Origin of the sequence: Neolewinella lacunae (assembly GCF_014349155.1) — a bacterium.
In the GTDB taxonomy this organism is placed as follows: Bacteria; Bacteroidota; Bacteroidia; order Chitinophagales; family Saprospiraceae; genus Neolewinella; species Neolewinella lacunae.
Genome location: NZ_JACSIT010000091.1, coordinates 1 through 12,047, shown reverse-complemented (window position 1 = coordinate 12,047; position 12,047 = coordinate 1). Strand labels below are relative to the sequence as shown.

General features: G+C 48.8%; 15 protein-coding genes and 1 pseudogene. 5 read left to right on the top strand and 11 right to left on the bottom strand.

What is annotated here, in order from left to right:
* Positions 1-120 precede the first annotated feature (120 nt).
* The gene (locus tag H9S92_RS08000; protein ID WP_264757915.1) at positions 121-480 is read right to left on the bottom strand and encodes a winged helix-turn-helix transcriptional regulator; all 360 of its coding nucleotides are present in this window, start codon (positions 478-480) and stop codon (positions 121-123) included.
* Positions 481-596: 116 nt separating this feature from the next.
* Here H9S92_RS08000 and H9S92_RS07995 point away from each other — a divergent pair, with 116 nt between their 5' ends.
* Positions 597-1,430, top strand: coding sequence for an NAD(P)H-binding protein (locus H9S92_RS07995; RefSeq protein ID WP_187466188.1), 834 nt, complete (start codon positions 597-599; stop codon positions 1,428-1,430).
* A 119-nt stretch (positions 1,431-1,549) separates the two neighbouring features.
* Here the strand turns inward: H9S92_RS07995 and H9S92_RS07990 are convergent, their stop codons facing one another.
* The 10 genes from H9S92_RS07990 to H9S92_RS07945 form a co-directional block, all read right to left on the bottom strand.
* On the bottom strand, positions 1,550-2,215 hold the full coding sequence (locus H9S92_RS07990; RefSeq protein ID WP_187466187.1) for an adenylate/guanylate cyclase domain-containing protein: 666 nt from the start codon (positions 2,213-2,215) through the stop codon (positions 1,550-1,552).
* Entirely contained in the window at positions 2,216-2,596 is a 381-nt protein-coding gene (locus H9S92_RS07985) for a hypothetical protein (RefSeq protein WP_187466186.1), read from the bottom strand.
* A gap of 14 nt (positions 2,597-2,610) precedes the next feature.
* Complete coding sequence (locus H9S92_RS07980) at positions 2,611-3,039, bottom strand: hypothetical protein (protein WP_187466185.1); 429 nt, start codon at positions 3,037-3,039, stop codon at positions 2,611-2,613.
* Positions 3,040-3,653: 614 nt separating this feature from the next.
* Positions 3,654-4,184: a hypothetical protein gene (locus tag H9S92_RS07975; protein ID WP_187466184.1), complete on the bottom strand. Its 531-nt coding sequence runs from the start codon at positions 4,182-4,184 to the stop codon at positions 3,654-3,656.
* Between the two features lie 4 nt (positions 4,185-4,188).
* The gene (locus H9S92_RS07970) at positions 4,189-5,193 is read right to left on the bottom strand and encodes an alpha/beta fold hydrolase (RefSeq protein WP_187466183.1); all 1,005 of its coding nucleotides are present in this window, start codon (positions 5,191-5,193) and stop codon (positions 4,189-4,191) included.
* Positions 5,194-5,200: 7 nt separating this feature from the next.
* Positions 5,201-5,668, bottom strand: a complete 468-nt coding sequence (locus tag H9S92_RS07965; protein ID WP_187466182.1) for a DUF1772 domain-containing protein — start codon at positions 5,666-5,668, stop codon at positions 5,201-5,203.
* A gap of 4 nt (positions 5,669-5,672) precedes the next feature.
* On the bottom strand, positions 5,673-6,437 hold the full coding sequence (locus tag H9S92_RS07960; protein ID WP_187466181.1) for an SDR family oxidoreductase: 765 nt from the start codon (positions 6,435-6,437) through the stop codon (positions 5,673-5,675).
* A 13-nt stretch (positions 6,438-6,450) separates the two neighbouring features.
* Entirely contained in the window at positions 6,451-6,819 is a 369-nt protein-coding gene (locus H9S92_RS07955) for a DUF4345 family protein (RefSeq protein WP_187466180.1), read from the bottom strand.
* 2 nt (positions 6,820-6,821) lie between these two features.
* Positions 6,822-7,259 (bottom strand): hypothetical protein, encoded by a 438-nt coding sequence (locus H9S92_RS07950; protein WP_187466179.1) that lies wholly within the window; start codon positions 7,257-7,259, stop codon positions 6,822-6,824.
* Between the two features lie 166 nt (positions 7,260-7,425).
* A complete protein-coding gene (locus tag H9S92_RS07945; protein WP_187466178.1) occupies positions 7,426-8,301 on the bottom strand; it encodes an RNA polymerase sigma factor in 876 nt (291 codons plus the stop codon).
* A 674-nt stretch (positions 8,302-8,975) separates the two neighbouring features.
* Between H9S92_RS07945 and H9S92_RS07940 the strand changes: the two genes are divergently transcribed.
* From H9S92_RS07940 to H9S92_RS07925, 4 genes and pseudogenes are all read left to right on the top strand, one after another.
* The gene (locus H9S92_RS07940) at positions 8,976-9,812 is read left to right on the top strand and encodes a T9SS type A sorting domain-containing protein (RefSeq protein WP_187466177.1); all 837 of its coding nucleotides are present in this window, start codon (positions 8,976-8,978) and stop codon (positions 9,810-9,812) included.
* Between the two features lie 296 nt (positions 9,813-10,108).
* Entirely contained in the window at positions 10,109-10,849 is a 741-nt protein-coding gene (locus tag H9S92_RS07935; RefSeq protein ID WP_187466176.1) for a hypothetical protein, read from the top strand.
* A 641-nt stretch (positions 10,850-11,490) separates the two neighbouring features.
* Positions 11,491-11,670, top strand: coding sequence for a hypothetical protein (locus H9S92_RS07930; protein ID WP_187466175.1), 180 nt, complete (start codon positions 11,491-11,493; stop codon positions 11,668-11,670).
* A 130-nt stretch (positions 11,671-11,800) separates the two neighbouring features.
* A pseudogene (locus tag H9S92_RS07925) lies at positions 11,801-12,047 on the top strand (transposase); the annotation flags it as partial.

The following is a 12,047-nucleotide window of genomic DNA, read 5'->3' as shown; positions in this document are numbered from 1 at the left end:
CTATGCTTAACTCCAGGTAACTCCATGGGCTCGTAAAACGTCTTGACCTCCCGCAAAAAAAACTCCATGCAACTCCATGCCTCACTCCATGCCCCTCCATGGGCTAATCCGGTCTAAAGCTCACCCACGCCGCAAATAATCCATCCCCCAGCTCGCCATCGCGTCCAGCATGGGCCGGAGGCTCTCGCCCAACGTACTGAGCCGGTACTCCACCCGCGGAGGAATTTCGGCGTACACCCGGCGCACGATGATGCCATCTGTTTCCAATTCCTTGAGCTGTTGCGAGAGCATTTTCTGGGTGATGCCCGGCACCACCTTGCGCAGTTCGCCGAAGCGCAGTACCCCGTGTTGCTGGAGAAAATACAGGATGGCCGGCTTCCATTTCCCGCCGATGACGGCCAGGGAGGTCATCACCGGACACTGCCCAAAACCGGTGTTTTTGGGGCCAGCATCGCGGAGGGGCATATTTTTTTCGGACATAATTACCTGATTTTCAACATTGGTTACTTTTAGGTACCTACCTGACTTTTTCGTACCTACTTGCGTAAAGGTACTAATCGCACCCAACTTTGCCCCGTTAACAAAAGCATTTTAACATGACTAAAGTATTCGTCACCGGTGCTACCGGAACCATTGGCCGGCAGGTAGTTGCTGCCCTGCAACAGCACGCTGGCGTGGCCGTCACGGCCGCCAGCCGCCAAGCCATCGCGGGAGCCCCCACGGCTACGGCCATTTTCGATTTCAAAGACCCCAGTACTTACTCGGCCGTCGATGGCCACGCGGCCGTTTTTGTCGTTGGCCCACCCCTGGAACCGGGACTCAGCGAGATGGTCGCTCCCTTCCTGGATTACCTGGCCGACCACGGCCGGCCCCGCGTCACCTACCTCAGTGCCCTGGGGATGAACGACCTGGCGGAGCTGCCCTTCCACGCGGAAATGGAAGCCAAACTGCGGACCTCCGGCTTACCGGTGACCATCCTGCGGCCCAGCTTCTTCGCCAGCAACTTCGGCATCTACGAACGGGAAAACATCGAGCAGCGAGGCATCATTTTTACTCCCTCGGGGGCAGGGGAAGCCGCTTTCGTCGCCCCGGCCGACATCGGCGAGGTGGCGGCCCTGGCCCTGGCAACGGAAGACCACGTTGGCCGGGTGTACGAGCTGACCGGTCCGGAGGTCCACAGCATGCACGACATCGCCGCCCTGATTTCTGAGCTGACGGGCAAAACCATCGTCTACCCCGAACCCAGCGACGAAACCTACCGTGGGGCACTGGCTGCCGCCGGAGCTCCTCCCTTCGTGGCCGACTACATGATCCCCGTTTACAACCTCATGCGCTCCGGAGCGGCAAATAAAGTCACGCAGGATATCCCCACGCTCCTCGGTCGACCCGCCACCGATGTGCGTTCCGTTTTAGCCCAGGACTTTGCTTAGGGCGGCGTGAGGTTGAGCCGTGAGGTGGAGACGTTTTACGTCGCACAGTAATTCCCTGCGACGTAAAACGTCTTGACCTCGCGTTTAAACTCTTCTCCTGGGATGTCCCAGGCTGGAAATTATAGCTGCAAGGTAACCGCTATTAACTCCATTGATTCTGCCTTTCCTTTTAGCAAGATATCGCCTTTTTGCTCGAATTTGTAGTCCTGGGCATTCAATCCACCCATTTCAAATAAAGGCCGGGAGATTAGGAAATTACTTTTCAATTCGTTGCACATGCCCTGGATGCGTGCGGTAGTATTGAGTACGTCCCCTGAATAGGTGATGTCTCGCTTAATTACCCCTATTTCGCCCGCTATCACATATCCAAAGTGCGCCCCAGCTTTAAATTGTGGCGTCAGCCCGAACTTCCGTAGGTATCTGCTTTCTTTTTTTTCAAGCAATTGCTGGATTTCAAAAAAGCATTGAATGCAGTTGACTGCATTCTCCGGGTGGGTTATCTCCCAGGTTAGGACAATTTCATCACCAATGTATTGGTAAATGTCCCCCTGAGTAGCCAAAATGGGGATCGTGACATCAGAAAAAACCTCTTTTAGAAAGAGGTGGTACTGTATGCCCCCTAGTTTTTCGGCTATGGTTGTGGAAGATTTCAGGTCAAGAAACATGAAAATTCGCTCTTCTTCAACTGGTGTATTGAACTTGCCTAGAAATATTTTCTGCAGTTTCCCAGGGCCGAACTTGTTATTCATTTCGAGGAAGAAGTAAGCGAGAATGACGATGATCATTCAGAAGAAAATATTTTTAATGTCCGTTGCGTCGAATGAAAAATAGAACGTGCCTCCCATTTGCACCTGAATTAAGCCCTCGATAATATTCCTGATGACCCAGACGGCTATGAACATAGCGATCAAAATGAACAGACTCTGGTAGTAAGGTTTAGTACGATATCTTTCGTCAATTAAATTTAGCGTCACCCCAGCTACCAAACCACCTCCGAAACCTGACGCAAGATTGAACACAAACTCGGTTTTAAACTGATACAGCGATGACGGACCTAAGCTAAAAAGACTCATTAATATGGCATAATCGTACAATGACTGTAGCCCTCCTACGAGGCTCATGGTCAGGGCGATAACAATAACCCTTTGAAGCTTTATTTTTCTCATAGCAATTTAAACAACTAATGATTCTGCTTAAAAAAATGACCTACTGCTTTATCCTGAAAAAGTAAATAGGTGGCAACGATCTGAAAGGTTAACGTGGCGGCAAGGGCGGAAAATACTAACATCCTTCCAGCCGTTTCTTCAGGTAATGGATGTAGCCATTCCGTTACTAAACCATTGGCGTAGTCGAACGAACCGAGCGCGCTGTAAACGATAATCAGGGCCCAGGTTTTCATTCCCGAGCCATTTAAAATAAAGTAAATGACTAAAGGCAACATAATCCCCAAAATGGAATCAGTGACCCATGGCCCAAGCCACTCGTCAGGACTGGTGCCACCAAACATTTCTAAAGTGAAGAGAAAATAAATAGCCTGAGCTCTCGTAACAGTCAGTGCCGTTAGTGCGACAATTACGTAAATAAGGGTGGGTCTGGTTTTGTTGTTCATAATGTTTCGCTATAACTTTATTAGCGTAAGCTCGAATACACGCTGCAATTTCTTGTTCGATACTTTGCTCCGTTGCTTTCATGCTCAAGACCCGCTCCCAATCTTCCAAGTCTACCGACCCACTCAATGTTTTGGGGGTATCGGGTGCTGGAGTAGTGGTTTGGATGTGCGGACCGTTTTTCAAAAATGTGTTGTTTGCAAAATTGCTTTTTCCGAACTGTTTCCTGTTCTTGGAGAGGAGGAGGTGTTTCGATTGCAGTTAATGAAAGGGCGTGAAATTATTATACTTGGTGGCCGAAGCAATGACTATTCAGCTGATTCCCCTTTATCCGTTTCCTTTACCTCGCTTTGTTTTTGGCTTTTTTGGCTTTCTTGCCCTTTTTGTCTTGTTCGATAATCGCTTTTAGCTGCTTGATGGTTTTTTTCAGCTGCCTGGTGATTTCTTGCTTGGTCATAATTGATTTGTTGAAAAGATTTATTTATTTAATGGCGGTGTGGGGTCTTCAAGAAGCTTAACCACTATATCTTGAAAAGGGAGAGAAATAAAGTCTGACAATTTGAAGTTTGCGTCGCAAACTGCTTGTTTATCAGGGAGTAAAAATTTGGACAAGTTCTTAGATTGTATCGCTGAGCTTGTTGTAATCTACAGCCACTGTGGGAGCGGTAGGATGCGGCCGGAGTAAGCGGTAGAAAATATAGACGTGGGAAATCAAATTCACAACGCCGATGGTTGTGAATGCCCACCACATAGTCCCCAGATCATAATTGTAGAACTCTATGGCAAATACTTGGGGGAAGGCCACCACCAGGTCTGTGACCCCGAAGATGTTAAATACCCAAACTAAGGGTATGGCGTACTTCCACCTGTTTCTCAAAGCAAAAGCGGTAGCAACGGCAAGGATCGCTGTAGCGTAATCCCAAATGCCAACGGTAAATGCTAAGTCGTCGGGGAATTCGTCGTACACTTGGGTGTCTACCATAAAGACCATCCCTAAGTAACGAAGGCCGTGAATAAGCACCATCGGCACCAATGCGTCATGGACACTGAGTTTAGCGAGCCTAGGAAAGACGAACCACTTGAACGCGAAGTAAAAAGTGAGCAAACCTGCGATGGTTTGCATGTTGAAAATTGTAAAATTGTCCATTTTTTTATTTTAAAATTTCAAACCATTGGTTAAATTCATCACTCATCTGTTTCGGGTGGCTTTCGCTCAGGAAGTGCTTCCCTTTACCCAGGTATACATAAGTGGCATTTCTGAAATTTTCCATCGCATATTCCACGGCTTCTTTTCGGTTTACCAAGCCTTTTTTGGCATAGAGATATAGAATTGGCAGTTTTGTTACTTTCATTCCGCTGGAAATTGTGTCTAATAAAGTAGCAAATTCACTTTCGCCTTTTCCTTTCGTGTATGACAATACCGCCGGGTCCGGCCCCTTGGTTATTGCGTAGCGTCGTTCTTGCTCATCCCAGGGTTGAGTGTAATACTGGTACGCTTCTTTTGGTAATTTTCTGCCCGTGAAAAAATTTACTGCTAATTTTTTGCCTGCAAAATTCCGTTTTACCATCCACGCTTCATTCCCTTTTTGGGTACGCGTTAATTTCATAAAGAACCTGAAGCTAAAGGGCAGTTGATCGTACATCACTTCAGCAGGCATAAAAGGTGCTTCGAAGAGGGCTATTCCTTTTACGTTCTGTGGCTCTCTGATTGCGTACAGCATGCCTACCAATGAGCCAATGTCTTGTATGAGCAAAGTAACATTTTTGAGTTGCTTGGCTTCAATGAAGTCGGTGAACATTTTATACTGTACTTCTACTGAAACAATGCTATCCTTTGGGAAACTCGATTTGCCAAAACCTAGAAAATCAAGGGCTATTACTTTTTTATTATCATCTATCTGGGGTATAATATTTCTCCACAGATAAACATTGGCTGGCAATCCGTGTAGTAACAGAACGGGGTCTCCTTCGCCAGATTCTATATAATGAATATTCTCAGCGCCCAGGCTTAAGTATTTTGATTCAAAAGGGAAATCTGCAGATATGTCCTTTTCTACCTTCTGGGCTTTTCCTGGATATACATCTTGTGCTTTGATATTGAGAAACGCCATAATGCCTAGCATTAAGAGTGCGTAAGTAATTGTTTTCGGATTCATCGTTTTGTTATGTTGTTGAATTACTACGAGACACCTCAAAAGCCCTAACTGCAAAAATGGCAGCGGTGAAAACCACAATGGTTCTGACCCAGTGAAGGATCACCCACCAATGGAGTTTGCTCAAAGCTTCTTCGGCGGAATATTTTGATTGCATAAAGCCTAGGTTGGCGGGCAAGTGATAAACGCTGGTTATCGTGCAAGCAATGACCAGGCCCGCAAGCGCAATGCTCCAGTTTTTACGGACTTCCATTTGACCTTTCGTCTTCACCACCAAAGCAATGGTAGCAATCAGGGCGGGCAAGAGAATGCCCATGGTCGGGGGGAGTAGGTTGGGGAACTGAAGCGTGAATTGCTTCATGAATTCCACGGGGTCCAGCGTTTGCCAGTAGGTCCCAAACCCGAGGCCAATGACCAGCATGTTGCCTACAAATGCGGCAATGCCGATTATTGAAATGTACGCCAGTGATTTATTCATTGCGTTATTTGTTTGGAATGGCTTGCTTGTTAAGTTGCTTGAAAATGAAGGCGGGCGCTAAGCGACTCATGATCTTTAATGTTTTTGAAATTCCCGGGGTAATTTCTTCCTTACCGTTGGTGTAGTCTTTCCAGAAAATATCTGCCAATCGCTCGGGTGGCATTGGATTCAGGTTGTCGTCTTTTAAGTCCGCATCCGCCGCTAATTTGGTGTCTACCACCGGCGGCAAAAGCTCAACTACTTTAATTTTATAGGGTTTTAGCTGAGGACGAATAGATTTTGTCCAGAAATGCACGGCGGCTTTTGTGCCCGAATACACAGGTGATTGAGCGAATGGAACGAAGGCCAGGCCCGAGGAAACATTCACCAGTACTCCATTTTTACTTTTCTTCAGCTGGGGTAAAAAGTGGTGCAGCATCCGGATAGGGGAGTGGAAGTTGATTTCTATTTCTTCCATTTGCTTTTGCAGGTCATTGTTTTCGTTGCCCGTATCCAGGAGCAGCATTATTCCCGCATTGTTTATTAAGACATCTATGCCGCCAAAGACTTTTTGAACGGCTGCCGCTAGCTGTTTAACCTCGTCCTCCTGGGTTACGTCACTTTGGAAGATATGGATGCCAGGAAATTCGGCTTTAACCTTTTCCAGTTTAGAAAGGTTCCTACCCGTGATGATGACCGTGTTGTTGTGGGTCAGGAATTTTTTTGCAAGGGAAAGCCCGATGCCTGAACCCCCACCGGTGATGAGTACTTTTTGATTGGAATATAACATTATAAATGTTTTTTTATAGTGAACCAGCGTTTAATAGCTTCGTGTGAAACCAAAGCATTAGTGCGGTTGGAATCAATTCTATCAAAATGCCGAAAATGATGAAGGGGGTTGGGGGGTAGTGGATCAAGGCTGCGGTCCGGACAATACCCCCGAAGAAAACAGCAATCATCAGGAAACGAAACAGGGCGGTTTCGGACGGGTTCCAGGCCACGTAGAAAAAGGCTAGTGAGGTGGCCATCCAAATAGCTGCAACGTAACGGTGGTTGTTATCCGTCATCGGATCAACTGCCGCAGGGTCATACGCAGTGGTAGTCCCCATAAAACCTGTGGCAATGGCAATGAGGCCGTACAGCACCAGGAAAACGCGGATGAAGAGAAGCATGATTATGGATTTTTATTGATTGGTTTCAAAAAGCAGTACGCCGCAACCATAATGGGGATGGCAAAGGGGATGTGTTGTAGGATGTCCGTAGCCCTTGCGTTGGGTACGAAAAGGCCCCAGACAAACATGTCCACGACAATAACCAGAAGGAGGGTCGCCAGGTGGAAGTAGCCAGCCAGGGTGTATTGCCGAAACCGGATTGCGAACAGTACGAAAATGGGGGGAAGTACATCGCCAACCGCCTTAAAGATGGAGGCGATTTTTGCAAACCGCAGGGCTGCATCGGAGTCCGGGACAATCGTGAAGGAGCCTTCCGCGGCGGCAGGGTGAACCAGCCAAAAAATGCCAATGCCAATCAGCATCACTGCTGACACAATACTCGCCCAGATGCCAGTTTTGATGTGTCGTGGCAGGCTTTTGTCGAAGATCTTCACTCCCATACAGCGGTCTTTTCCTCCTTAGACAAGAGGACTCCGCAGGTGTAAAGACTTTCGAGAATTTTTTTTGCCCGCCCTGCCGCCCTGCCGCGAAGCTGCGCTAAATTGCCTGTTCCTCTTGCGCCGGAGCAGTGGGATGGTGGCTCAACAAAGGGCTAAAACCGGGCGCTCAATTCAAATTCAATCTGCTTTTCCAATTCTCGTCATCCAGGAGCTGGACGAGGAAGTTTTTCTTCTCGAATTGCGTTTTAAAACTGTGGTCGTGGTGCAGGCTCGCGTATTTGAGTTCTGAATCGTCGACCAAAAAGTTGGCATCATCCCCTAGTTGCTCCTTGAATGTCGAGTACTCTTTTCGGTTGTAAAGGAGGTTTTTGGCATCCACCATGCCGTTGGCGGTAGCAAAAGTTACTTTCTTGTGGCAGCGGCACGGGTTGGCCTTATTAACCAACCCACATTTGTTTTGCATGAAATTGTACAAATCCTTCCGGGCCTTACTCAATTTCATTCGGTAGTTGGCCTTGCTGATTTCCATTATTTCTGACCCAATCGTGTGGTCGGCACTAAATATTTCCCCAATGATGTAGATCAGGCGTTGTTCTTTGGTCAGGCAGAGCAACATGCCCGACAGACAATTCAAGCGCACTTCCCGGATGGTTTCGCGCTGTTCCATTTGCTCACTTTCGGATAAATCGGTGTTGGGGGCAGCATCTAAACGTGCACCCAATTCTTCAAAGTTATTGGCAAATACGCTCGATGCCTTAGTTTTACTATTGAGGAAATGGTTTTTTGCGATGCGGTAAGCCCAGGTCTGGAAAGTACTTTCTTGTTTAAAGCGGCTGAGATTACTAATAATTTTGATCCAGGTCTCTTGCGTGAGGTCTTCCGCGTCGGCGATGCTGCCGGTCATTTTCCACGCTGTGTTGTAGAGGAAAGGCTGGTGGCGTTCCACAAGTTGGGTTAAAGCATTTTTGTTCCCTTCCAAGACTTGTTGGATGAGTTCTTGGTCCGTTTGGTCTGAACTGTACGTGCTTTTGAAAGGATTCATCGTTGCTTTATTGTTGTTTTAAACACTAAGCCTATCTCCCGGCTGCTGCGGCAAAGCAACTGGCTTTGCGGGGCCGCCACTCAAACTCAACAGAGACGCCACAGCACCTGGCTACCGTATTGCGCTCCTCAGCGACGTTCCCTCTCTTGCCAGGGACGAGGACTGCGGGAGGAAATTCTCCCGGCAGAGGACTTCGGCAGAACCAAGGGGCCTTTGGGAGCGCTCCGCACCGTAAATGTAGGCTTGCCCAGATAAGTTCTCCCCAGCAAAGTGAAATTTTCTCGATCTGTGCGTCAACGCTAGCCCTAAAGCAAGATCCCCAAGTAGCTCCATGGGCTTAAACCAGCCGGATCCGGTTTGCTGCGACGTAAAACGTCTTGACCTCCCTCCATGAGCATGAAATACTGCGCAGCAAAACTCCATGACTCACTCCATGCTACTCCATGGGCTAAAAACCATCGCCGGACCGGAGGCCCAGATCCAGGCTGCTGCGACGTAAAAGTTCTTGACCTCACTCCATGGGCAAGAGACCGCCCCGAGAACCCTTCCCCGCTCCTTATTCAATTCCTGGCACCTGCGGCCGCGCCCCAATAAAAACCATTTTCCACCCCAACCCACCAACGCTTCCGCCGCGCACCACCGTCTGGACAGGCAGTAACCCAATCACCTACACGATGCTGCGAATTTTACTCTGCTGCCTGGCATTTTTGCCCTTCGCCGGACCCGGCCTTTTGGCCCAAACGCCCTCCATCACCGGCAATTTGCTGCTGTGCCCGAACGCGTGCGAGACGTTTCGGGTCGATTCCGCCACCTCTTACCGCTGGTTCACGCGGGCCTTCGGGAGTACGGATACGCTGTTGCTGGAGGGCGCGACCGACTCCACCGTATCAATCTGTTACGGAGATACTCCACTTTACCTCTCGGCCGAAATCGTACGTGAGGGCACTACTTTGCGGGCGCCCGAAGTGTTGGTGGATGGACTGGTTTTCCTGCCGCCCGCCGTGGAAAGTACGGGCGATTTCACGATCGGAGACGAGGGGCAATCCCTGCTCTGCCCCGGCGATACCCTGCGTTTTCGGCTGTTGGACCAGACGGCGGTGAACGTTCGCTGGTTCCGCGATGGCAGCCCATTGGAGGGTGAAAATGGTGTTGAATTGGTCGTGACCCAACCGGGCAGCTATACGGTAGTATCGGCCCCCGGGGAATGCCCGGATTTTATCCAAAATCTGGGCTTGACGCTGGAAGTTGAGACCTGTAGCCCCAACGCGGTGCCGGAACCGGGGTTGGAACGCTGGCCCGCGCCGTACCCTAATCCGACCACCGGAACGCTGTTTTGGGATTTACCAACGGCACTGCTCGCCGCACCCGCCAGCGTCTACGATGGCCTGGGCCAGCGGCTTTGGGCTGGCCCCGCTGCCCACCTGGCCCGGGATTTTTCGCTGACGAGTTTCCCGCGCGGGAGCTACTACGTGCGGGTGCAGGGGCAGGTTTTTCGGGTGATTAAGGGGTAGGGGATGGTTGAGACGTTTCACGTCGAATAATGCCCCCTGGATGTCTGCCTGCGAAGTAAAACATCTTGACCTCACGGTGAGACCTCGGCAAAAACTCCAAGTAACTCCATGCCACTCCATGGGCTAAAAACCCTGCCGGACCAGAGGTCCGGATCCCGTCTGCTGCGACGTAAAACGTCTTGACTTCACGATGTACATTTCATAGAAACATTTGCCTTGGAAGATTACCCCTCCGTAGAAATTGGTTTCAAAACGAGGATCCCTACCCATGAAAAAGGCCCGCTTTCGAAAACCTTATGTTTAACCAATTAGATTCGCCACAAATGAAGAAGACTATACTTATCACGCTGACGCTGTTGGCCATCGCAACCGGGCTGGACGCGCAAGGCAAAAGAGGATACCTCGGAATTTCCTTGGGGCCAAGTATTCCAATTGGGGTGTTCGCGAGCCAGGACGACAGAAGTGAAGAAGCAGGGTTTGGGGAGATGGGCGCAATGCTGGACCTATCTCTCGTCTACCAGCTGGGCAAGGGCAACTATGGGATAACGGCCATGTTGCGCGGACAGCTAAACCCATTTGATGACGAAGTCCGGTATGAGAGGTTCAATGAAATACTCGATATAGATTTTGATTATGATGTTGAAAGTGGTAGTTGGGGCGTTCGCACAGCAATGCTGGGTGGGTTTGGCTCGGTTCCCTTTTCGGATAAACTAAGTTTTTACGTGCGGGTAATGGCCGGTATTGTAAGTGCCACTTCGCCTAAAATAGAAGCTGTAGGAAATTCGAGAGGCATAACGATATTAACTATTGAGCGGAGCAGCGCAACTGCATCAGCGTTCGGACAGCTCTACGGGGGAGGTTTTACCTTTGATTTAGGGAACAAGCTCTGTTTAACGACCAACCTTGATTATTTCACCGCAGAGCCAGAGTTTTCCAATGTGGTGATAAGCATCAGTGAGGGTGCCACCCAGACCCGTGATGTGAGCCAGAAGATTAGAACGTTAAACTTCAGCGTAGGGCTTGGCCTGAAGTTTTAAGCACACTCCTGATAATGAATTGACTCGGTTCCGGCCTGCGGTACGTACGGGGAAGGTCTTTTCCTCAAGTTTTGCCCTCACTCCAAGTAACTCCATGCCTCACTCCATGTAACTCCATGGGCTAAAAAATCCAGCCGGACCGGAGGTCTGGAACCGGTAGCGAGCCTAAAAAATTATATCTCCGAGTAAAAAAATATACCAGCGAAGGTGGGAAATTCAGAAAAACGCTTTACCTTTCCGGCCATCTATTACTGGATAAATAAACCCATTTTCGATACAGCTATACCCTTACCTATTCATTTGATCATATTTTTTACTGTCTTCCTTGTTGTCTCTCCGACGGCCTAGTTGGGTATTTTAGCAACGGAACAGAAAATTTAAGGTTCAATCGTTGAGAAGGTCTATTCCGCACCTCGCGGAAGGGGATGCCCTTTGCATAATCAGGAGAATTGGGGAGTAAAATTCAGCTGGAAACTAAACGAAAGTATACTGCAAAATGAAGTGGTGAGAAAAGCACCAATTTCAGGTGCTTTTGGGGGCATCTATGCTTAAAGCAAGAACGTACAACATTGGGGATCCCTGCCCCTGAAAAACGGGGAGCTTTCCAAAACCTAATGCTTAACAAATTAAATTCACCACAAATGAAGAAGACTATACTTATTATGCTGATGCTGTTGGCCATCGCAACCGGGATGGCTGCGCAAGGCGAAAGGGGTTACCTCGGAATTTCCTTGGGGCCAAGTATTCCAATTGGGGAGTTCGCGGAGCAGGATCCGGACAATGAAAGTGCAGGGTTTGCTGATTTGGGCAATGGTCCGTAGTGATTTTAGGCTAAAAATGGGCCAGTTTGGATGAAAACGGACAAGTACATATCTTGGAAGTTACCAAACACACCAAGCTATGACTTGTCCTACGAAGACTCGCGCCCTCGCTCGCACAATTATACAGCAAATGGATGACATTGGCGTCTGGCAACGAGATTTTTTACTTGACTTGTTCGACTTGTGGCTGTGTATCCACGGCCGCTACAACTTCACTCACCTTGCCCGCTACGACGAACGCGACGAGAGTACGTTTCGGCACAATTTCGCTAGATCTTTTGATTTTTTTCAACTCAACTTGCTCCTAGTCAAGCAACATCTGAGTAAAGACAGGGTTATTGCTTTCGACCCCTGCTACATCACTAAAAGTGGTAAGT

What these genes read in the sequence shown, in the direction of transcription:
- H9S92_RS08000 (WP_264757915.1), bottom strand. Translation starts at nt 480, where the DNA reads ATGTCCGAAAAAAATATGCCCCTCCGCGATGCTGGCCCCAAAAACACC.
- H9S92_RS07995 (WP_187466188.1), top strand. Translation starts at nt 597, where the DNA reads ATGACTAAAGTATTCGTCACCGGTGCTACCGGAACCATTGGCCGGCAG.
- H9S92_RS07990 (WP_187466187.1), bottom strand. Translation starts at nt 2,215, where the DNA reads ATGATCATCGTCATTCTCGCTTACTTCTTCCTCGAAATGAATAACAAG.
- H9S92_RS07985 (WP_187466186.1), bottom strand. Translation starts at nt 2,596, where the DNA reads ATGAGAAAAATAAAGCTTCAAAGGGTTATTGTTATCGCCCTGACCATG.
- H9S92_RS07980 (WP_187466185.1), bottom strand. Translation starts at nt 3,039, where the DNA reads ATGAACAACAAAACCAGACCCACCCTTATTTACGTAATTGTCGCACTA.
- H9S92_RS07975 (WP_187466184.1), bottom strand. Translation starts at nt 4,184, where the DNA reads ATGGACAATTTTACAATTTTCAACATGCAAACCATCGCAGGTTTGCTC.
- H9S92_RS07970 (WP_187466183.1), bottom strand. Translation starts at nt 5,193, where the DNA reads ATGAATCCGAAAACAATTACTTACGCACTCTTAATGCTAGGCATTATG.
- H9S92_RS07965 (WP_187466182.1), bottom strand. Translation starts at nt 5,668, where the DNA reads ATGAATAAATCACTGGCGTACATTTCAATAATCGGCATTGCCGCATTT.
- H9S92_RS07960 (WP_187466181.1), bottom strand. Translation starts at nt 6,437, where the DNA reads ATGTTATATTCCAATCAAAAAGTACTCATCACCGGTGGGGGTTCAGGC.
- H9S92_RS07955 (WP_187466180.1), bottom strand. Translation starts at nt 6,819, where the DNA reads ATGCTTCTCTTCATCCGCGTTTTCCTGGTGCTGTACGGCCTCATTGCC.
- H9S92_RS07950 (WP_187466179.1), bottom strand. Translation starts at nt 7,259, where the DNA reads ATGGGAGTGAAGATCTTCGACAAAAGCCTGCCACGACACATCAAAACT.
- H9S92_RS07945 (WP_187466178.1), bottom strand. Translation starts at nt 8,301, where the DNA reads ATGAATCCTTTCAAAAGCACGTACAGTTCAGACCAAACGGACCAAGAA.
- H9S92_RS07940 (WP_187466177.1), top strand. Translation starts at nt 8,976, where the DNA reads ATGCTGCGAATTTTACTCTGCTGCCTGGCATTTTTGCCCTTCGCCGGA.
- H9S92_RS07935 (WP_187466176.1), top strand. Translation starts at nt 10,109, where the DNA reads ATGTTTAACCAATTAGATTCGCCACAAATGAAGAAGACTATACTTATC.
- H9S92_RS07930 (WP_187466175.1), top strand. Translation starts at nt 11,491, where the DNA reads ATGAAGAAGACTATACTTATTATGCTGATGCTGTTGGCCATCGCAACC.